The sequence below is a fragment of the Catenulispora rubra genome (assembly GCF_015356825.1).
Taxonomy (GTDB): Bacteria; Actinomycetota; Actinomycetes; order Streptomycetales; family Catenulisporaceae; genus Catenulispora; species Catenulispora rubra.
Genome location: NZ_JAACYW010000148.1, coordinates 1 through 20,658, shown reverse-complemented (window position 1 = coordinate 20,658; position 20,658 = coordinate 1). Strand labels below are relative to the sequence as shown.

11 protein-coding genes are annotated in these 20,658 nt (G+C 70.0%); 2 read left to right on the top strand and 9 right to left on the bottom strand.

Annotated elements, in window-relative coordinates; all coding sequences use genetic code 11:
• Positions 1–1,125 precede the first annotated feature (1,125 nt).
• The 5 genes from GWK61_RS32210 to GWK61_RS32190 form a co-directional block, all read right to left on the bottom strand.
• Positions 1,126–2,076: a hypothetical protein gene (locus tag GWK61_RS32210; protein ID WP_228563288.1), complete on the bottom strand. Its 951-nt coding sequence runs from the start codon at positions 2,074–2,076 to the stop codon at positions 1,126–1,128.
• A gap of 187 nt (positions 2,077–2,263) precedes the next feature.
• The gene (locus GWK61_RS32205; RefSeq protein ID WP_228563287.1) at positions 2,264–4,099 is read right to left on the bottom strand and encodes a methyltransferase; all 1,836 of its coding nucleotides are present in this window, start codon (positions 4,097–4,099) and stop codon (positions 2,264–2,266) included.
• An 84-nt stretch (positions 4,100–4,183) separates the two neighbouring features.
• Complete coding sequence (locus GWK61_RS32200) at positions 4,184–5,386, bottom strand: 4-hydroxybenzoate 3-monooxygenase (protein ID WP_323747851.1); 1,203 nt, start codon at positions 5,384–5,386, stop codon at positions 4,184–4,186.
• A gap of 142 nt (positions 5,387–5,528) precedes the next feature.
• Positions 5,529–6,479: a methylenetetrahydrofolate reductase gene (locus GWK61_RS32195; RefSeq protein ID WP_194915459.1), complete on the bottom strand. Its 951-nt coding sequence runs from the start codon at positions 6,477–6,479 to the stop codon at positions 5,529–5,531.
• Between the two features lie 89 nt (positions 6,480–6,568).
• Positions 6,569–7,105, bottom strand: coding sequence for a TetR/AcrR family transcriptional regulator (locus GWK61_RS32190; RefSeq protein ID WP_194915458.1), 537 nt, complete (start codon positions 7,103–7,105; stop codon positions 6,569–6,571).
• Between the two features lie 71 nt (positions 7,106–7,176).
• On the opposite strand from GWK61_RS32190, the gene GWK61_RS32185 reads away from it, so the two are divergent.
• Entirely contained in the window at positions 7,177–8,223 is a 1,047-nt protein-coding gene (locus tag GWK61_RS32185; RefSeq protein ID WP_194915457.1) for an aldo/keto reductase, read from the top strand.
• A 343-nt stretch (positions 8,224–8,566) separates the two neighbouring features.
• On the opposite strand, the gene GWK61_RS32180 is transcribed toward GWK61_RS32185, so the two are convergent.
• From GWK61_RS32180 to GWK61_RS32170, 3 genes are all read right to left on the bottom strand, one after another.
• Positions 8,567–11,101 carry an NlpC/P60 family protein gene (locus GWK61_RS32180; RefSeq protein ID WP_194915456.1) on the bottom strand — a complete coding sequence of 845 codons (2,535 nt, stop codon included), beginning with the start codon at positions 11,099–11,101 and terminating at the stop codon, positions 8,567–8,569.
• A gap of 165 nt (positions 11,102–11,266) precedes the next feature.
• On the bottom strand, positions 11,267–14,203 hold the full coding sequence (locus GWK61_RS32175) for an AfsR/SARP family transcriptional regulator (RefSeq protein ID WP_194915455.1): 2,937 nt from the start codon (positions 14,201–14,203) through the stop codon (positions 11,267–11,269).
• Between the two features lie 228 nt (positions 14,204–14,431).
• The gene (locus tag GWK61_RS32170) at positions 14,432–15,415 is read right to left on the bottom strand and encodes a LacI family DNA-binding transcriptional regulator (protein WP_194915466.1); all 984 of its coding nucleotides are present in this window, start codon (positions 15,413–15,415) and stop codon (positions 14,432–14,434) included.
• Positions 15,416–15,718: 303 nt separating this feature from the next.
• Here GWK61_RS32170 and GWK61_RS32165 point away from each other — a divergent pair, with 303 nt between their 5' ends.
• Positions 15,719–19,825, top strand: coding sequence for a discoidin domain-containing protein (locus tag GWK61_RS32165; RefSeq protein ID WP_194915454.1), 4,107 nt, complete (start codon positions 15,719–15,721; stop codon positions 19,823–19,825).
• A gap of 298 nt (positions 19,826–20,123) precedes the next feature.
• On the opposite strand, the gene GWK61_RS32160 is transcribed toward GWK61_RS32165, so the two are convergent.
• Positions 20,124–20,658: helix-turn-helix transcriptional regulator (locus GWK61_RS32160; RefSeq protein WP_194915453.1), on the bottom strand; the 535-nt coding region annotated here is incomplete at its 5' end.

The window sequence follows — 20,658 nt, the reverse complement described above, 5'->3', positions numbered from 1 at the left end:
AGACAGTGCTCCGGCGGCGAGGCCGACACCGGTGTCGGCAGATCCGGCGGCGAGGTCGGGGGACGCACCTTCGGCATCACTCACCGTTTCCCGGCACGCCAACGTACCGGCGGACTCACGATGCTTCCCGGGCGTCCCGGAGGAAACCGCCGGCGAACCGACGGCGATGTGGGGATACGGCACCTGACGGGGAAGGGCCAGGCCCGCCCGGCATCACCGGAACCGCGCCCGACCCTCATGCATCGCAGGGTTCGTATTTAAACGGAACGTAGCAGCGCGGACCCGGAGGGTCAATGGCGCAAGCCGCGACTCCCGTCGTTGGCATACCCCGAAAACACAGGGGGCGCTCACGGTTTCCCCCGGCCACCGAACTGATGACGGTGAGCGCGGATCGCGCTGCGGTGTTACCCCGCTTGACAGCGGAGTGGCGGAAGAGGAGGTGTATCAGAACTCTACTTTAAGCGCCTTGCCAGCTGCGGTTGGCGACGGGCGAGCCCGACTGGCGATGTCGTTCGTGGGCCCGACCGGACCATGCGGGGTGTTGGTTCTGGGTCCCTCGCCGCGTCAGCGGGCGCAGCCAACCTGCCCGGTTTGGCGGTGTCAAGCCGGACGGAGCCGGACCACAGCAGCTGTGATCCGGCTTGATTCCGCCAAACCGGGCTGGTTCCGTTCACGGCGATGACGCGGCGAGGGACCCAGAACCTGGCGACCACAAGCAGCGACCGCCACCCAACAACGCGGCGCAGGCAACAGCGGATAGAAAGCCGAACAGTCGCGGGCCGCCGGCATCAAGCCCGACGCGCGGGTCGCCCCCTCGTCGAGGAGGCCCGCCAGAGGCCTCAACGCACCCACCAAACGCGGCAGACAGCCGCCAGACCAAACGCATGCGCAGTGACTCGGACCGACGCGCGGTCTTGTACATATATTACCGGCGGCCGCCAGCGCAACGCGCGGGGCTCAACCGAACTGCGTCCCCCTGCGAGGTCATCAAACCATTGGCGAAGCCGTAAAAATCGCCTGTAAACCACACACCAACCGACACCAGCACCCACACATAGAGCAGAGGCACCACAAAAAGCCCTGGCAGCCATGCTCACCAGGGCCTCATGTGTCTTCAATGTGCAATCAGCGAAGCGCAGACGCGTAATCGCTGTACCGCACCCGACCCGTCGGACTCGCCAGGATCGCAGTAGCCACCGCGCCAGGAATCGGCGCCCACCAAGCAGGCATCTCCGCCGCGAGCGTCGGATTCAGCGTGTAGATGAGGGCGAAGTTGGTCAGCCAGAGGGCCGGGGCCATCGACATGCCGACTTCCGCGGACATCCCCGTCCCGTTCCCGTTCTTCGTATTGGGCGCCAACTGGGCCTGGCCGGAAATCTGCTGGCACACGAACCCGAACGCCGCCTCCACCAAATACGCCGACCGGTAGAGCGCGATCAGCGAAGAGGTCGCGCCGTTGGCCCTCATCCACTGGCCCATGTACCCGCCGGGCGCGATCACCGTGTTCACCAGCCGCGTCGGGGCGGTCCGGTAAGCAGGGCTCTCCAGCCAGCCGTCCTTGGTCACGAACAAGCCGTAGCTGGCCAGAACCGTCGGCGTGAGCACCCCGTTGACGACGGAGTAGAGCGGGTGCCCGATGGTGTTGGTCAGGATCCGCACGCTCGCGTCCACCAACGCCGCCGACGCGGGATCCCCGCCGACCCCCTGCCCGGAGATGAACTCCAAATACTGCTGCTCGGTGAACGACGTCGACCTCCGCAGCCCGATCCGCACCGCGAGCGCGTCCGCTGCCAGCTGCCCGATCGGCTGGTGGAGCTCCGAGGCGGCAGTCGCCTCCGTCGGCGCCAACGGCAGATACCGGGCCGGCCCCGTGAACGGGATCGAGAACCCGGTCGCCGAAGCGGCGCGGACGGCCTCGCCCGCCTGGATAGCCCCGACCGCCTGGGTAGCCCCGACCGCCTGGCCAGCCCCAGCCGCCTGAGTGGCCGGGGCCGCCGCCACGGTGAGCAGAATCGTTCCGGCGAGTGCCAGCGCAGTGGTCCTGAACCGGCGCCCGGCCGGTCGCATACTTGTCATGCAAGGACTGTGGGCGCGACGACGCGCCCAGCCGGCGCCAACACGCCGTCGCGGAGCACGCCTTCACCCCAACGGCAGCACCCCGCCACGCTCACGCGCAGGAAGCCTCACACGCAAGAAGCTTCACGCGCAGGAGGTCTTACGCGCGGGACGCCTCACGCGCAAGAAGCCCCACGCGCACGAACTCCTACGTGCCGGAAGCCTTGCGAGCATGCAGCAGCCGCCCCTCCAACGGCAGCGGCGAATGCGCAACAAGTTCGAGCCCTGCGTCGCGCAACAGCCGCGCATAGTGGCTGGTGTGCCGCTCGCGCCCACCCACATTGCACAGCATGTGCAGGTCCCAGGATCCAGCCAACGACGGCACCGCCCCATCCGGAAGCACGCGCTCCAAAACAAGCAGATCGGCATGCTCCGGCATCGCCTTCACGCAATGCCGCAGGATCTCCCGGCAGCGCTCATCGTCCCAATCGTGCAGCACCCGCGACAGCAGGTAGACATCAGCACCAGCAGGCACGTCCGCGAAGTCACCCACGTGGTACTCGCACCGGTCCGCACACCCGGCGGCCTGCATCGCCTGCCGGGCGGCCGGCACCACGTGCGGCCGTTCCAGAAGGGCGCCGCGCAGGGTGGGATGCGCAGTCAGGATCCGGCCGAGCAGCGCACCCGTGCCGCCTGCCACGTCCACAACGGTCGCCGGCCGCTTCTGCGCAGCAGCGCTCGCGACAGCAGCGGCGAACACCGGATGGTCCGGGACCGGATCGAACATCAGCGCACTGGCGGCCATCGACTGCTGGAACAGATCCGTAAGCCCGGGGTGCCGGGCGAAGTGCTCGAAGTGGTGAGTGCCGAAGACGTGCTCGAAACCGTCCCGGCCGGTGCGGACGGTGTGAGCCAGCCCGGTGAAGGACTGGTAGAAGGTCCCCGCGTACATCAACGCCAGGGATCGCATCGAGTGCGAGTCGTCGGTGCGCAACAAGGAGCCCAGCCCGGTGAGCCGCCAGCTGCCGCCGCCAGCATCCCAGCCACCATCACCGCCGCCATCACTGTCACCGCCACCGCCACCGCCAATGTCACTGCCGCCGCCACAGCCGCCCCGACCGCCGCCACCGTCACTGCCGCCATCACCACCACCCCCGCTCCCGACATCCCGCCGCACCACACCCATCATCGCCAAGTACCGCAGCAGCCGGTTCAAGCTGTCCGCATGCAGCCCAGTCTGCTTGGCCAGCACGTCGAGATCAGTCCCGATCTCCGTATCCAGCGCATCCGGCACCCGCAGTTCGGCGAACGCGGCCAATGCCTGCGTGGTCCACGCCCCGGTCATCAACCGCAGCAGCGTCGCAGCATCCTGATCCGCGCGATGCTCAGCCAGGTGCACGGCCAGCACGTCCCGGAAGTCACCGCTCGCGTAAAGTTCCATCCGCCGATAGCCCGACCTGGAATCGGGCGGCGTCGCAAAGTAAAACACCGTGCCGTTCTCATGCAGGTTGTACCCACCACCGTCCGGAGTGGCACCGTGCCGAATCAGGACAGTGCGCAACCCGCTCAACAGCAGCGGATCCGCGCGCTCCACATCGAACGCCACATGCGCCTCGTACTGCCGCGCCCGCTCGACGTCCGCGACCTCCGCCAGGCCAGACCCGGGCGGCACCGGCAGCGCGAACACCTCGACCATCCGCGCCTCGCCGCCCCGGCCCCGCACCGGAGGACGCACGATCCGGACGTCGAGCGCCGCCGGGTCCCGCCGATGCCGGGCCGCCAGCCGCTGCCTGACCACGACGCTGGGCGTGGGATCGGCGTCGGCGGCCAGATCGCACGCCGCCAGCTCGGCGTGCAGCGTGTCCCAGTCCGGCGGGAAGACCAGCACCGCGGCGTGGGTGAAGCGGCACCGCTCGGTGAGCGACCGCAGTTCCGATCCGTCGAGCCCGGGCAGGAGCAGTGCCAACAGCGACGCGGTGTCCTGGTCGCGGACGAACTCGGCCGTCGTGCGCAGGTGGGCCGTGTCGGGAAAAGCGGTCAGCATGGAAGGACGCTTCCTCGTTTCTGGGGTTGCGCGAATCGCGCGTCCGCCTTGGACGCGCGCGTTCTTCAGGGATTTAGGGAGCGCTCAGACGCCTACATAGTTCTCGGCGAACCAGTCCTGGTGGCTCCGCGAGGTGCGCAGCGACTCCAGCCGTGAGTGTCGCAGGGCATTGTCGAAGTTGTCGGCGTGGTCGAAGCCGTGGGTGTTGTCAAAGCCGCCGGTCCCGTGCAGCAGCCGAACCATCCACCCAGAGAACTCCTGCGCCCGCCAGATGCGCTCCAGACAGCGATGCGAATACCGTTCCAGCGGCTCGGAATCACCATGTACGAGCTCTGCGATGAAAGCCTCGGCCAGCAGCTCCGCCTCCAGCACCGCGAGGTTCGCACCCTTGGCTGCCGACGGACTGATCAGGCTCGCCGCGTCGCCAGCCAGGAGCAACGACCCGTACCGCAACGGCTCCAAGACGTCGGATTCGAGGTCAACAACAGCACGCTGCACGATCGGCCCCCGCCGCAACGCCCCGAACCGGTCGGCACCGAGGCGCACGGACAACTCCTGCCAGACCTGCTCCTCAGACCACGCATCCGGCCCGGCGCCGCGCTCGCACTGGAGGTAGTACCGCGTGACGTCCGCGCTGCGGGCCATGTGCCCGGCGAAGCCGCGGCCGTGCACGGCATAGCCCACGGCGTCCAGACTCGGCGGCGCCTCGGCGAGCAGGCCCAGCCACGACACCCCGTGGTCCATGCGGTGCCGCCGGACAGCACCCGCCGGGATCGACCGCCGCGCCGCCCCGTGCCGACCGTCGCAGCCCGCGATGTAGCGCGCCGACCACCGGACCGGCGCCCCGTCCGGATCGTGCGCCAGCACTTCGGGCCGGGGCCCGTCGGCGCCCAGGACCGCCTGCGCCTCGACCCCGAACACGATCCGGCCGCCGCGTTCGACGTACCGCGCCAGCAGATCGGCGACCAGGTCCTGCTGCGGGTAGACGGTGTGCGGCTCCCGCGCGCCGAGCCCTTCGTACTCCAGCCGGAAGCGCGTCGTCTCGGTGCGGAACTCGCAGACGCCGTGCGTCCGCCCGCGCCGCCGCACCCCCTCGGCCAGACCGTGCCGCTCCAGGATCCGCACGGTGTTCGGGGCCAGGTACCCGGCCCGGGCCCGCGTCCGCACGTGCTCGCGGGTGGAGCGTTCGAGGACCACGCAGTCGACCCCGGCGTCGTTCAGGATGTTGGCCGACACCAGTCCCGCCGGGCCCGCACCGAGGACGATCACGCCCTGACCATTCGTCACGAGCGACGATGATAACCAGGGCAAAAGGAAACAAGGACCATCAAGTCACTCAAACGCATTAAGACGCCAGACTATAACGTAGCTATGCCTTGAGATGCCTGATTAAGCCAAGGAATTCTCGATCAAATCGCCCATCGCGCGGTCATCTCACCTGACTTGGCCGACCTCGTCCGAGCAGGCCGCTCAGCTCGCCGGCGAGGGCGACCGAGGCCTCGATCTCCACCTTGCGGATGGACACGCTCTCCACCAGGAAACCGAACGGCATGCCGAGCTTGCGGCAGAAGGCGATCAGGTCGCGGGCGTTCGTCAGGCATTGCTGGTACGACTCGGCCAGCGTGTCGTCCGCGTGGCGCAGGGAGTTCTCCAGCCAGCGAGGGACGTCGACGCCGAGCCACTTGAGGAACGCCAGCGTCTTCACCGAGCCGCACACCGAGAGCGTGAACAGCACCGGCTTCGGCTCAAGCCCCTGCTCGCGGCAGGCGTAGTAGTAGTCGGAGACCATGCTCTTCGCCGCGTCGGCGTTGTAGATGACCTGCGAGATGAAGTACGCGCATCCCGCCTGCTGCTTGGCGATCAGCCGCAGATGCTCATCAGGGCGCTCGGTGATGGCGACGCCGCCGAGCAACAGGCCCGGACGGACGTCGCGGCGCAGGGCGTGCGCCTCCGGCAGACGGATCCGCACCGTCTTCGCCTTCGATGACGCACCGACGAAGACCGAGAACACCCGGTCCGTGTCGGCGGACTCCAGCCAGGTCCGCAGCTCCGACTCCGTGTACTTGCCGACGCACCGGTAGATGACCGCCGGACGCTTCCACTCCCCGAGGTATTCCGCGTGATACACGGCGGGATCGAGGGTCGGCAGGTAGGGGAACGGCCGCTCCGCCGGATTGCGGTCGCTCTCGTCGTCGATGTCGTACAGCGCCAGGCCGTCCACATTGAGGGCGTCCAACCGCGCCAAGGTGGCCGCGGTGATCTCCCGGATCCGCTCGGGCGCGGTGCTCAGGCGGGGCGGCGTGATGCCGAACAGGACGACGCCGCCGTCGGCGTCGGTCACCAGCGTCCGGAGGTCTGCGCTGTCGCTGTGGTCCACCATGACGCGGAAGGTAGCAGCCCTTCTACCGGGCGGCAGGCGGGCGTCACCCTGCGAGACGGCGAGCTGTGGCTATCCCTAGCTATCCCTAGCTATCCCTCGATGATCGCCATCAACGCCGCAACGAAGGGCGCCGAGTCGACGTCGCCGCGGACGGCCAACTGCTGGCCGTAGCTGCTGCACAGGGCCACGAACGGTTCGGCGATCTGCTCGGCGTCCCGGCGCCGGGGGTCGGGGACCGACGCGGCGACCGCGGCCCGCATGGCGGCGAGCTGGCGTTGGACGACGGCCGCCAGCGGCGGTGACACGGCGGCTTCGGCGTAGATCTGGGCCACCAGCCGGGCGTGGCCCGTCTCGCGCGCCAGGGTGCGGACGTGTTCGAGGAAGCCGGTGACGGTCTCGGCGGTGAGCTCCTGCGGCAGCGCTTCGCCCGCCTGCTCGCAGACCGCGACGACGATCTCGTCCTTGCTGGTGAAGTACCGGTAGATGGCTCCGTTGGACAGGCCGGACTCGGTGACGATGTCGGCCATGGACGTGTGGGCGAAGCCGTGGCTGGCGAACCGGGCACGGGCGGCGTCCAGGATCTGCTGACGGCGGGCGTCGAGGTGCGCCTGACTGACCTTGGGCATAAAAAGAGTGACCCCTCGCTTTTTTTGATACCGTGGAGTCTACCCCGCGACACCGACCTTCAGGAGCAGCCGTGCGCTACCAGACCTTCGGCCGACTGACCGGACTGCGCGTGTCGGAGTACGCGCTGGGAACGGCGAACTTCGCCACCTCGGACGCCGGCGCCGGCCCCGAGGGCTCGCGGCAGATCTTCGAGGCCTTCGTCGCCGCCGGCGGCACCACGGTCGACACCTCCGACATCTACCAGGACGGGCAGGCCGAAACCGTGGTCGGCAAGCTCCTCGCCGGCCGGCGCGACGACTTCGTGGTGATCACCAAGTACAGCGGGACGAGGCAGGCCCGGCCCCGCCCCGGGACCACCGGCAACAGCCGCAAGGTCATGGTCCGCTCCCTGGAGGCCAGCCTGCGTCGCCTGGACACCGACTACGTCGACGTCTACATGCCGCACTTCCCCGACGGAACCACCCCGATCGAGGAGATCCTGGCCGGGTTCGACGACCTGATCCGCGCGGGCAAGATCCGGCACGGCGGGCTGTCCAACTTCCCGGCCTGGCGGGTCGCCGGCGCCGCGGTCCGGGCGGACCTGCGCACTGTGGCGCCCCTGGTCGGCGTCCAGACCGAATACAGCCTGGCCGAACGGTCCGCGGAACGGGAACTGCTGCCGATGGCGCAGGCCCATGGTCTGGGTGTGCTCCTGTACTCCCCTTTGGCCGGAGGGCTGCTCACCGGCAAGTATCGGCAGGACGGAAAGGGTCGGCTCAACGCACGCGGCGACGCCATCGAGGGCACCGCACAGCGCACCGCCGTCGTCGACGCCGTCCTGGCGATCGCCGACGAGATCGGCACCAGTGCGGTCCAGGTCTCCCTGGCCTGGCTGCGCCGCCGGGCCGCACTCGCGCAGACGGCGTTGATCCCGATCGTCGGCCCCCGCACGTTGGCGCACTTGGAGGCGTACCTCCAGTCCCTCAACCTCGAACTCAGCGACCAGCATTATCAGCACCTGGACGAGGCCAGCGCGATACGGCCGGGCACCCCGCACGAGGACGTCGCAGCCGCGCTGAAGCACGGCATCGACGGTGACCGCATGCTGCTCGAAACTCCCCCTGTTCCCGTCATCTGACAGGGGCGGGGCCCGACCGCCCCCTCGGCGATCGGGCCCCGTTGGCCACCGGGAAAGGAACCCGGTGGGATCAGGGACAGGAAGCGTGGTGCCCCGGTGTCAAGACGATCAGATACACCGGACCCGGGTCCTGACCGTAGGGCGGATAGGCAGTGCTCGGGGCCTCGGAGCAGACAAGGCTGCTGCGGTGCTTATGCGCTTTCGCACAGGGTTCTCCTATTGATCAGTCGAACTGGTCAGTCGGGCTAGTCAGTCGGGCTAGTCAGTCGGGCTAGTCAGTCGGGCTAGTCAGTCGGGCTAGTCACTCGTGTCAGTCAGAAGAGACCATGACAAACACCGCATCTCAGGTCTGTGTCTCGGGATCCAGCGCGGGCGGCACGGTGCAGTCGATGACCCCGTCGAGCCAGGCCGCGCCCTTGATGTAGATGTTGCTGACCCACGCCTTGTACGCGGGCAGGTACGACCACGCGTCGTTGCTGACGCCCTCCGCCGTCACCGCGCCGGCGTGCTTCTGACAGCCGATCTGCACCGCCGTCGGGCCGGCCAGCGTGGTGACCGTGCTGCTGTCGGTCCGCGGGTGGGAGTGCAGGTTGACGTTCGTCCCCCACGTGCTCCACTGCCCGTCGGTGCCGGTGCCGGTGCCGCCGCCGGTGTCCGGGTCCAGCGCCGGCGGCTTGGTGCAGTCCATGACCCCGTCGAGCCAGGCCGCGCCCTTGATGTAGATGTTGCTGACCCAGGCCTTGTAGTCCGGCAGGTAGGACCAGGCGTCGTTGGTGATGCCCTCGGCCGTCACCGACTCCGCGTGCTTCTGGCAGCCGATCTTGACCGTCGTCGGCCCGGCCAGCGTCCCCTTGACGTCGGACCCGGCGGACGGGTGCGCGTGCAGGTTCACGAACGTGCCCCACGAGCTGTACGAGCCCGCCGCGGTTCCGCCGCCGCAGTCCGGCACGCCGTCGAGCCAGGCCGGGCCCTTGACGAAGATGTTGGACACCCAGCCGTTGACGTCGGGCAGGTGCGACCAGGCGTCGTTGGTGACGCCGGCCGCCGTCACCGACTCGGCGTGCTTCTGGCAGTCGATGTGGATCGCGGTCGGTGCGGCGAAGGTGGTGACCACCGAGGCCGAGGCCGACGGCTGGGAGCGGACGTTCACACTCGTCCCCCACGTCGAGTGCTCGCCCGACCCGCCGGTGCCGCCGCAGTCGGGCACCCCGTCCAGCCAGTAGCCGCCCTTGATGTAGATGTTGGAGACCCAGCCGTTGTAGTCGGACAGGTGCGCCCACACGTCGTTCGTGACGCCCTCGGCGGTCACCGACTCCGCGTGCTTCTGGCAGTCCACGTTGATCGGCGACGGGCCCGGGAAGCTGACGACCACCGAGCCGCTGACCGACGGCGTCGAGCGCACGTTGACGTTCGAGCCCCACGTCATGTGGTTGCCCCCGCCGCTGCCGCCGGCGGCGAAGCGCAGGCCGCCGGCGTAGTCGGCCATGTTGTGGCTGGTCAGGTCGGACACCATCACGTGGGTGTCCGACTCCCGGGCCTCGACGATCTTTCCGGCGCCGAGGTAGATGGCCACGTGGTGCACGTTCGAGACGCCCCAGAACACGATGTCGCCGGGCTGGAGCGCCGAGGTGTCGGTGCCCAGCCTTTGACCGGGCATGCTGAAGATGCCGGCCGCCGTACTGTCGCCCATGACGTCGTACCCGACGGCCTGCGACCAGGCCCAGCGCACCAGGCCCGAGCAGTCGAAGCCGATCCGGTAGGGGTCGTTCTTGCTGCGGACCGGGTCGGTGGCGTCGACCATCCCGTAGGTGGCGCCGGGCGCGGAGCCGTGGCCGCCGCCCCACGTGTACCAGGTCCCCGCCTTCTCCTGCGAGCAGGCCGCCGCGATCGCGGCGCCGGCGGCCGCGGACGTCGGCGTGCCGTGCGCGCTGCAGTCGTTCGGCGGCGGGGGCGGCGGGGGCGTGAACTTGCCCGGGTCGCGCTGGGCCAGGAGGAACGCCTCCAGCAGCGGCGAGCCGGTGTACTGGTCGTTCCAGGTCCGGCCGCCGTTGTAGGAGAACTGCGCGGTCCAGCCGCTGGTGCGCGAGTTGCTGCCATCGTGCAGCCCGCTGTGGCTCAGGCCCTGGCTGTCGTCATAGCGGATCTGCGGGCTCGCCACGGACAGGTTGACCGACGAGTCGCCGCCGACGACCCCGTCCTCGACCGCGCCGATCGTGGCCCACAGAGTGTCCTGGCCGGAGTCGACCGGCAGGCCGTTGAGGAAGTCCGAGCCCGGGATCATCTGGTAGCACTCGTTGGACGGGCTGGCCGCCTTGCTGAGCCGGCACCCCTGGGTGGCCGCGAAGGTGGTGCCCTGGTGCGGTGTGCCGAGGGTGACCACGCTGTCGACCGGGATCGACGGCGGGTACCCCGCGCGGTGGGTGCGGGTCCCGGCGATGGCGTCCCGGATGATCAGGCCGCCCATGGAGTGCGCGACCACGCCGATCTGGCCGCCGCCCCACGCGGCGTCGTGGTTGTAGATGTACCAGGCCAGCTGTCGGCCGAGGTCGGGGATCGGCTGGGTGGCGTCGCCACTGGCGAACGGGTCGGAGCAGCCTTTGTCGGCGCCGTAGTAGCCCATGGTGTGGACCTGGCCCTTCCACCCCCACTGGTGGAACAGGTCGAGCGCCGGGCCCCACATGTCGTCCGCCGGGCAGTCCGCCTCGCCGGAGAGCTGCCAGCCGTGCAGCAGGAGCACGGGCTTGTCGTTACCGGTCGGCGGTCCGTCGGCCGACGCGGTGGCCGGCGCGAGAAGAGGCGCCGCGAGGCCCAGGAGCGCGGCGGCGAGCCACAACCCCAGAGCCCGCGCCCATCCGCGCCGATGTCCGTTCTTGTTCATGTCTTCCTTACGGGTGGCATCGCAAGCAGGCAGAACCCTGTCCCCGCAGGGTCCTGAAGACAAAGTACGAACAAGCGCTTACGGATTACTTACTGATTTGCCACGGCGCGCGTACCGCGTTATTTCGACGCTGGCAGCAGCGGATTCAGCGCCGACTACAACGATTCAGCCGGCTGTCGCGGCGGCCGCCGCCTGAGCGCTGTCCAGCGTCTCCTGCGCCTCGGCCAGGAACGATCCCCAGCCGCGGCGCCGCCACAGCTCGACGGACTCCTCCAGGTGCGCGACGGCCGCGACCGGATCGCCGGCCGCCAGGTCGAGGCGGCCGAGGACGAGCAGCGCGTCGGCGAGGTGGTGGCTCATTTTGTTGCGGCGGCTGATCGCCTCGGCGGTCTCCACGGCCGCCCTGGCGCGCACGTCACCGATCGCCGCGTAGTACTTCGCCAGGTAGAGCAAGGAGAAGGTCTCGGTGTAGCGGTCGTCGAAGGCCCGGGCCATCACCAGCGCGCGGGTGAGCAGGTCCTCGCCGCGCTCGCCGTCGCCGACGCGGCAGTAGGCCGCGCCGAGGAACTGGGCCGCGGCGGCCTCGAACCGGGTGTTGCCCAGTGTTCTGGCAATCTCAAGGGCCTGCGACAAGTGGTCGATGGCCAGACCGAGGTCGTCGTCCTCGCTGCGCGCGATCGCGATGATCTGGTGGGCGCGCGCCCGGCCGCCGGGGTGGTCGCTCTTGTCGGCGAGGGCCATGGCCTCCCCGGCCGCGGCCAGCGCCTCCGGGAGCCGGCCCTGGGCGACCAGGCTCCAGGCGGCCATCACCAGGGCGTCGGCGGCGCCGCGGTCGGCGCCGAGCGCTTCGAACTCCTCGAACAGCCGCATGGCCCGCTCGTGCAGGACGACCATGGTCTGGCTGCCGTCGTCGGGCCCGGTCCAGGTCGTCACCTCGATCAGCCCGCGGGTCAGCACGGCCGCGCCGAGCCGGTCGCCGGCCGTCCGGCACAGCTCGCGGACCGCCAGGTTGACGGTCTGCCACTCGTCGTAGAACCCGCGGACATCGTTGTGCTTCTCCTGGCAGGCCGCCAGGTCCCACGCCGCCGACACCAGGTCCAGGGCGCAGGCCTGCCGGGTGATCGCCAGCAGCGCCGGCCGCTCGGTGTCGAACCAGGCCAGCGAGTCGGCCAGGAGCGCGCCGGACACGCCGGGGAACGGCCGGCGCGGCGCGGGGCCGTGGATCGGGGCGTAACAGGGTCCTGGGATCCGGTCGGCGGCGCGCTCGGCGAACCACAGCCAGCCGCCCACCGCCCGCACCACGGCTGCCAGCTGGTACGCGGCGCCGTCCTCGGCGTCGGACTGCTCGCGCGCGTACAGCCGGACCAGGTCGTGGAACCGGTACCGCAGCCGGGGTTCGACGCCGACGACCTCCAGTAGGTGGGCGTCGACCAAGGTCTCCAGATGGCGCTCGGCCTCTTCGAGCCCGAGGTCGGCGACCGCGGCGGCGGCCCAGGAGGCGAAGTCGGGGACGTCGAGCAGGCCCAGGAGCCGGAACAGCCGGCGCGCCGCCGTCGGCAGCCGGTCGTAGCTGAGCCCGAAGCTCGCGCGAATCGCCAGGTCGCCGACCTGCAGCTGGTCCAGCCGGTCCCGCTCGTCGCGCACCAGCCCGGCCATGCGGGCCAGGCTCCACCGCGGCCGCCCGGCGAGCCGGGCCCCGACGACCCGCACCGCCAGCGGGATGTGGTCGCAGGCGCGCAGGATCTCCGCTGCGGCCTCGGGCTCGGCGGCCACCCGCTCCGCGCCGACCAGGCGTTCCAGGAGCGCCAACGCCGAGGACGGGGACAGCACGGACAGGTCGACCAGCTCGGAGTTGTCCAGCGCAGTGAGCGCCGCACGGCTGGTGACCAGCGCGGCGGCGCCCGACCCTCCGGCAGCGCCGGGCAGCAGCGGCCGGACCTGCTGCTCGTCGGCGGCGTTGTCCAGGACGACCAGGATCCGGCGGCCGGACAGGACGCTGCGATAGAGCGCGGAGCGGTCGACCGACGTCTCCGGGATCTGCCCGGGCTCGACCCCGAGCGCGCGCAGGAACCCGCTGAGGACCAGGCCGGGATCGGCGGGGTCGGTGCCGGCCCCGCGCAGGTCGACGTAGAGCTGGCCGTCGGGGAAGTCGCCGCGGGCCTGGTTGGCCAGGCGGACGGCCAGCGCGGTCTTGCCGATCCCGCCCATGCCGGCGATCACCGGGAGCCGCCCGGCAGCCAGAGCCTCGCGAATCCGCACCGTCCCACGCTCGCGCCCGACAAACGCCGCCGCATCAGGCGGCAGCTGAGCAGGAACCGGCAGCGGCCGTGGCGCCGCACTCTGCACGTCGCTGTCCAGGGCCAGGACCTCGGAGTAGGCCTCACGCACCTGAGCACCGGGCTCCACGCCGAGCTCGTCGACGACCTGCTGCCGCAGCGCTTGGAAGAGGCGCAGCGCCTCGGCCGGCCGGCCGTCGGCGGCGAGCAGGCGCATGCGCGCGGCCTGCACCGGCTCGTCGAGGGGGGTATCCCGGGCCAGGGCGTCGAGGTGCGGCAGGGCGGCCTCGGGACTCCCGTCCGCAAGCGCCGCCTGGGCAAAGGCCAGCACCGCGGCACGCACGTCCTCCTCGACGGTACGCAGCAGCGGATCGGTGTGGCTCACCCGCACCGCGTCGGCGAACACCGGCCCGCGCCGCAACGCGACCGCCGCGCCGAGGTCGCCGCGCGCCACCGCCTGCCGGAACCGACCGAGGTCGGCCGCCTCGGGGTGCAGGCGCAGACTGTAGCCGCTGCCGTCGAAGTCCAGGACGAGGTCCGGGTCCTCGAACGTCCCGAGCCAGCTCCGCAACCGCGAGACCCCGGTCTGCAACGCACCGAGCCCGACCTGCGTGGCCTGGTCGCCCCACACGAGGTCCAGCAACCGCCCCGCACTGAGCCGCTGCCCCTCGGCCAACAACAGAACCCCGAGCAGCCCCTTGAGCACCGGCGACCGCGGCAGCCGCTCCGGCGCACCAACAGCCGCCCGACCGGACCCACCTTCGACATCCACCTCGGACTCAACCTCGACCCGCAGCGGCCCGAGCACGCCGAAGTACACCCTCACGACCGCAGTTTGTCACATGCCTGGTGTCAGGGCGTACGCAAAGATGTGGTCTGCCCCGTGCACAGACCACTTTTCGGACGCTACGGGAGGGCGCTTACAGATCGCTTACCGATTCACTCGCGCTTGAAGCAGCACACCAAAACCCTGCCCAGCACATCGGCGATCAGACGTCGGCGGCAATCCCGGACAACGTTGTCAGCGACGCCCGACCATCCCCAAAAAGCCAGCTCAACCCGAAATCTCCCCCGACCCCCGAGGAATCAGCCGCGTAGCCACCTGCAACCGCTGCACCTTCCCGCGCTCCCCCCGCATCCGCCGGAACAGCAGTTCCGCAGCCATCCGTCCCAGCAGCACCGGGTCCTGCGCCACCACCGTCACCGGCGTCGGCAACATGTCGGCCAGCTCGAAGTCGTCGAACCCGACGACCGCCACCCGGCGCTCCCCGGCGGCGAGCGCGCGCAGCACCGCGACCGTGATCCGGCTGTTCCCGCACATCAGTGCACTGACCGCCTCCGGACCGGACAGCATGCGGTCCAGCGTCAGGCTGATGCCCACCGGATCCGGCTTGCCCATCTCGACCCAGCCCTCCCGCACGCCGTAGCCGGCCTTGGCCATCGCCTGCCGATACCCGGCCAAGCGCTCGGAGGCCGTGTAGATGTCCGGTGAGTCCCCGAGGAAGCCGATGCGCCGGTGGCCTTGCCGGATCAGGTGGTCGACGCCGGTGACGGTGCCGCCGAGGTTGTCGGACAGCACGGTGTCCACGTCCACCCCGGTGGCCGGCCGGTCGACGCTCACCATCGCCGTCCCGGCCGCCAGCTCCGGCGCCAGCCAAGCATGGTCGGCAGCCGTCGGCACGATGATCAGCCCGTCCACCCGCCGCGCGCAGAAGTCCAGCGTCAGCTCCCGCTCGCGCCCCGGGTCCTCGTCCGAGGACCCCGCCAGCATCAGCGAGCCCTGAGTCCGCGCGACTTCCTCCACGGCCCGGCTCAACAACGCATAGAACGGATCGGCCAGATCCTCCAGAACCAGCCCCACGCTGCTGGTGCGACTCCCCTGCCGCAGCAGCCGGGCCCCGTCGTTGCGCCGGAACCCGAGCAGCTCGATCGCCTCACGCACCCGCGCCGCCGTCGCCGCGGTGACCCCGGCCTCGTCGTTGACCACCCGCGACACCGTCTTGAGCCCGACCCCGGCGGCCGTCGCGACGTCCTTCATCGTGGGCCGCGCCGATGGCTCCGCCGTCTCCTGCCGCACCTGGACCACCCCTTCTTGGCTTCGGTTGTGGCACCAGGGTAACCGGACGACCCCGATAACGTTGTCAGGTTCGCGCCACCGGCTCCGCCCGGTGCGCGAAGTTCCGGAACTAGCCGCTCCGCGCCGAAGAACCCGCACGTCAAGCCCCTAACACCGGCAACCGGCGGCCCGAGAGAACCTTGACACTGGACTCGACGCCCTAGTTAAATCCCCCTCACGCGGCGACAACGTTGTCATTCGACTCTCGAGAATGGACGTCCGTACATGGCACCACAGGCTGATCAGCCCTTCCACGCTTCGCGGCGCAGCGTCATCACCGCCGGGGCGTCGCTGCTGGCGGGCTTCTCGCTCGACGCCGCCTTCCCCGGCACCGGCTTCGCGGCCACCGGCCCCACCGGCTCCGCGGCCCAGCCGGCGAACGCCGCGCGCCCGACCCCGACACCCGGCGAACTCGCCCTGTACCGCCCGGTCGAGGTCTCCTCGACCGACTACGCCCCGACGCCCGGCGCGTTCGCCGTCGACCGGGTGTCCTCCGCAGGCGTCAGGGGCACCGGTTGGCGGGCCGCGGCCGGCGACCCGCAGTGGATCTCGGTCGATCTGCAGTCGCTCTGCCAGGTGACGTCCGTCCACCTGACCTTCGAGGCCGCCGCAGGCGATCCGGTCTTCGTCAAGCCGTCCTCGGGCAACTGGTCCGACGGGACCACCGGCCAGGAACTGCTCTCCAGCTACGCGGTGGCGTTCCAGGTCGAGGTCTCCTCCGACAAGAAGTCGTGGACGAGCGTGTATCAGACCTCGACGGGCACCGGCGGCACGGTGCAGATCGATCTGCCCGCACCGGTCTCAGCACGCTGGGTCCGGCTGACGGCGACCAAGCGCTCCGACGCGAACCCGCTCGGACTCAACGGCTTCGAGGTCTACGGCACCGCCCCGGGCCCCCGGCCGCACGCCACCGGCTGGACCGACTGGGGTCGGCACGACCACCACGCCCCCGACCTGAAAGTGGCCGCCGACGGCACGGTCCCGCTGGAATCCGGCTGGGTCCTGACGATGGACGACTGGGCCCCGGGCGACGGGACCGCATTGTCCCTACCGACCGTGGACACCAGCGGATGGCTCCCCGCCGCCGTCCCGGGCACGGTCCTCGCCTCGCTCGTCGAACAGGGGCACCTGCCCGATCCGGTCGCAGGGTTCGGCAACCTGCAGATCCCCGAAGCCCTGTCGCGCCATTCCTGGTGGTACAAGCGCGACTTCGCCCTCCCCCACGCCCTCGACACCAGCGCGGGCCGCCGCGTCTGGCTGGAGTTCGACGGCGTCAACCACCACGCCGACGTCTTCCTCAACGGCACCCAGGTCGGCAGCCTCACCTACCCGTACGCGCGCGCCGCGATCGACGTGACCTCGCACCTGGTCTCCGGCCAGCAGTCGCTCGCGGTGAAGATCACCCCGATGCCGGTCCCGGGCAGCCCCGGCGACAAGGGCCCGGCCGGACAGTCGTGGGTGGACGCCGGCGCGCAGATGATGAACCAGAACTCCCCCACGTACCTGTCCCTCTCGGGCTGGGACTGGATGCCGGCCGTCCGCGACCGGGCCAGCGGCATCTGGAACCACGTGCGGCTACGCGCCACCGGCGACGTGCTGGCTGGCGACCCGCGCGTGGACACGGCGCTGCCCGCGCTGCCCGATACGTCGAGTGCGGCGCTGACCATCGTGGTGCCCGTGCGCAACGCAGCCTCCGCCGCTCGCAGCGCGACCGTGACAGCATCCTTCGACGGCGTGCGGGTCGCGCAGACGGTCACGGTGCCGGGAGGTCAGAGCCTCGACGTCACGTTCACGCCGGCCGCGTTCCCCCAGCTGAAGCTGAGCAAACCGCAGCTGTGGTGGCCCAACGGCTACGGCGAGGCGAAGCTGCACGACCTGTCCCTGACCGTCGCGGTCGACGGCCGGACCAGCGACCAGCGCCGGACCCGCTTCGGCATCCGGCAGTTCGACTACGAATACAAGACCCCGCTGCCGTTCGTCGCGACGCCCGACGCCTACACCCAGACCGTAAAGCTCGGTGCGCAGCAGGCGCGCTACGTGCGGATCAACTGCGAGGCGCGCGCGACCGGATGGGGCTTCTCCATCTGGACGCTGGCCGTCCTGAACAGCGCCACGCCCGGTACCGACCTGGCCGTGCACATGCCGACGACGGCATCGAGTCAGGACCCCTCCAACCCGGCGGCCAACGTCACCGACGGCAACGCCGGCACGCGCTGGTCGTCCGACTACGCGGACAACCAGTGGATCCAGGTCGACCTGGGCTCCTCGCAGGCCTTCGACCAGGTCGCCGTAACCTGGGAGCAGGCTTACGCGCGCACCTACGGCGTGCAGGTCTCGGTGGACGGTGCGACGTGGACCGACGCGGCAAGCGTGGACAACACCGCGATCCCGCTGCCGTTCAACGGCGGCGACGCGAGCCTGGACGTCGAGTCGTTCCCGGCCACGTCCGGCCGCTACGTGCGGATCGACTGCGGCCTGCGCGAGACCAGTTGGGGCAACTCTCTCTGGACACTTTCGGTCCTGAACGGCGCCGTGCCCGGCACGGACCTGGCCCTGCACCAGCCGACGACGGCGTCGAGCGAGGATTCGTCGAACCCGGCGGTCAACGCCACCGACGGCAACAGCGGCACGCGCTGGTCCTCCTCCTACGCCGACGACCAGTGGATCCAGGTCGACCTCGGGTCGGCGCACACCTTCGACAAGGTGGCGATCCTGTGGGAGGCCGCGTATCCGAAGACGTACGTCATCCAGGTCTCCGACGACGGCTCGACGTGGACGGACGTGAAGTCGGTCGACCTGGCGCCGGAGTCGCTGAAGATCAGCGTGAACGGTGTCAGGGTGCTGTGTCGCGGCGGGAACTGGGGCTTCGACGAACTGCTGCGCCGGATGCCCGCCGAGCGGATGGACGCGGCGGTCCGGATGCACCGCGACATGAACTTCACGATGATCCGCAACTGGGTCGCCTCCAGCGACCGCGAGGAGTTCTTCGCGGCCTGCGACGAGTTCGGGCTGCTGGTCTGGAACGACTTCCCGAACGCGTGGGGCATGGACCCGCCGGACCACGACGCGTTCAACACCCTCGCCGCCGACACGGTGCTGCGCTACCGCATCCACCCGAGCATCGTCATCTGGTGCGGCGCGAACGAGGGGAACCCGCCGCAGGCCATCGACCAAGGCATGCGCACCGCCGTCACGAACGGCGCGCCGGGCACGCTCTACCAGAGCAATTCGGCGGGCGGGAACATCACCGGCGGCGGTCCGTACAACTGGGTGGAGCCGGCGCGGTACTTCGATCCGACGACGTACGGCAGCCGCGGTTTCGGCTTCCACACCGAGATCGGCATGCCCGTCGTCTCCACGGCGCAGAGTATGCGGGACATGGCCGGGGACGAGCCCGCGTGGCCGATCGGGGGCCCGTGGTACTACCACGACTGGAGTCAGTACGGGAACCAGGCGCCGGGGCAGTACGTGGCCGCCATCGAGGCCCGGTTGCAGCCTTCTGACAACCTCGACGACTTCGCGCGCAAGGCCCAGTTCGTCAACTACGAGAACGCGCGTGCGATGTTCGAGGCCTGGAACGCGAACCTGTGGGCGGATGCCAGTGGGCTGATGCTGTGGATGTCGCATCCGGCGTGGCACAGCACGGTGTGGCAGACCTATGACTACGACTTCGACGTCAACGGCATGTATTACGGTGCGCGCAGCGCGTGCGAACCTGTGCACGTGCAAGCCGATCCGGTCGGCTGGCAGGTCGTCGCGCTGAATCACACGCCGAACGCGTTGCGTGGGGTGACGGTTTCGGCGCGGCTCTACGACCTGTCCGGTCGGCAGCTTGGGGCGACGCAGAGTTCTGCGATCGATGTCAGCGCGGCGGACAGCGCGAAGGCGTTCACCGTGCCGTTTGGCAGCGCACTGCCGGATCTGCACCTGCTGCGGCTGACGTTGCAGGACGGCTCTGGTCACACGTTGTCGGAGAACACGTATTGGCGCTACAACGCTCCGTCCGCGATGCAGGCGCTGAACTCGGCGCAGCAGACCCGGATCACTGCGTCGATCAGCAGCGCGAAGAGTACTGGCGACGGGCGGCGCCAGGCGACCGCGACCGTCCGCAACCAGGGCTCGGCGGTCGCGGCCATGGTCCGGCTGTCGCTGCTGGACTCGCACTCCGGCGAGCGCGTGCTGCCGACGCTGTACGAGGACAACTACCTCTGGCTGCTACCCGGCGAGTCGCGGACGCTTTCGGTGTCGTTCCCGGAGAGCGCGCTGCCTTCGGGGAAGCCGGAATTGCAGGTTGAGGGGTACAACACGCGGCAGGTCACGGCCAAGGGCTGACCTCGCGGGGATCGGCTCGGCTCGGCTCGAATCGGCTCGGCCGGCGGTCGGAAAGCCTTCGTTGTGAAGGCTTTCCGATCAGCCCGCCCAGTCGTGGAAGCGCTCCCATTCCGGGTGGCCGTCTGACACTCGGAACATGTCTTCCGCGAACGGAACCTTCCCTTGGAGCGATGCCGGCGGTCGACGAAACCCCCGAAACCGGTCCGCTCGCCGGTGCCGTTCGCGCTCAGTGTCGGTGAACCGATCGGCAGCGTCGCTGGTCCTGTTCGACGTGAACGGTCGGGTAACCGGGTGCGGCTCAGGCTGTGGCGGCGATCAGGCGTTGGCCCAGTTCGTGCGCTACGTGGCGGAGCTCGGGGCTGCCGATGATGCGGTATGGGGCTGGAATCGCAGTGAGCTGCTGGACGTACCAGTAGGGGTTGCCGGTCGTGCCGGTGAGTCGGCAGGAGTCGGGGGCGAGGGGTTCCAGGGTGCCCAGGACGCGCGGGCACTGTGCTGCCACCGCGTCGATCGGCGCTTGGATGATCAGCTCGGTGGTGTACTTCCAGCCCGCTGCCAGGTGTTCCTCCAGGGCCGCGACGGGGTCGAGGTCGGCGGGCGGCGGGTCGAAGGGGGTGGCGAGCAGCTCGACTGCGTGGATGCGGTCGATGCGGTAGGCGCGGCGGGCGCCGGAGGTGTGCGACCAGCACAGGAGGTACCAGCGGGCGTGGCGGACGACGAGGGCCCAGGGGTCGACGTCGATGTCCCGCTGGTGGCCGGCTTCGGAGCGGTAGGACAGGCGGGTGCGTCGGGTTTGGGAGCAGGCCTGGACGAGGGTGGTGACGGTGTCCGGG

What these genes read in the sequence shown, in the direction of transcription:
- GWK61_RS32195 (WP_194915459.1), bottom strand. Translation starts at nt 6,479, where the DNA reads ATGGTGGACCACAGCGACAGCGCAGACCTCCGGACGCTGGTGACCGAC.
- GWK61_RS32165 (WP_194915454.1), top strand. Translation starts at nt 15,719, where the DNA reads ATGGCACCACAGGCTGATCAGCCCTTCCACGCTTCGCGGCGCAGCGTC.
- GWK61_RS32205 (WP_228563287.1), bottom strand. Translation starts at nt 4,099, where the DNA reads ATGCTGACCGCTTTTCCCGACACGGCCCACCTGCGCACGACGGCCGAG.
- GWK61_RS32170 (WP_194915466.1), bottom strand. Translation starts at nt 15,415, where the DNA reads ATGAAGGACGTCGCGACGGCCGCCGGGGTCGGGCTCAAGACGGTGTCG.
- GWK61_RS32190 (WP_194915458.1), bottom strand. Translation starts at nt 7,105, where the DNA reads ATGCCCAAGGTCAGTCAGGCGCACCTCGACGCCCGCCGTCAGCAGATC.
- GWK61_RS32180 (WP_194915456.1), bottom strand. Translation starts at nt 11,101, where the DNA reads ATGAACAAGAACGGACATCGGCGCGGATGGGCGCGGGCTCTGGGGTTG.
- GWK61_RS32210 (WP_228563288.1), bottom strand. Translation starts at nt 2,076, where the DNA reads ATGACAAGTATGCGACCGGCCGGGCGCCGGTTCAGGACCACTGCGCTG.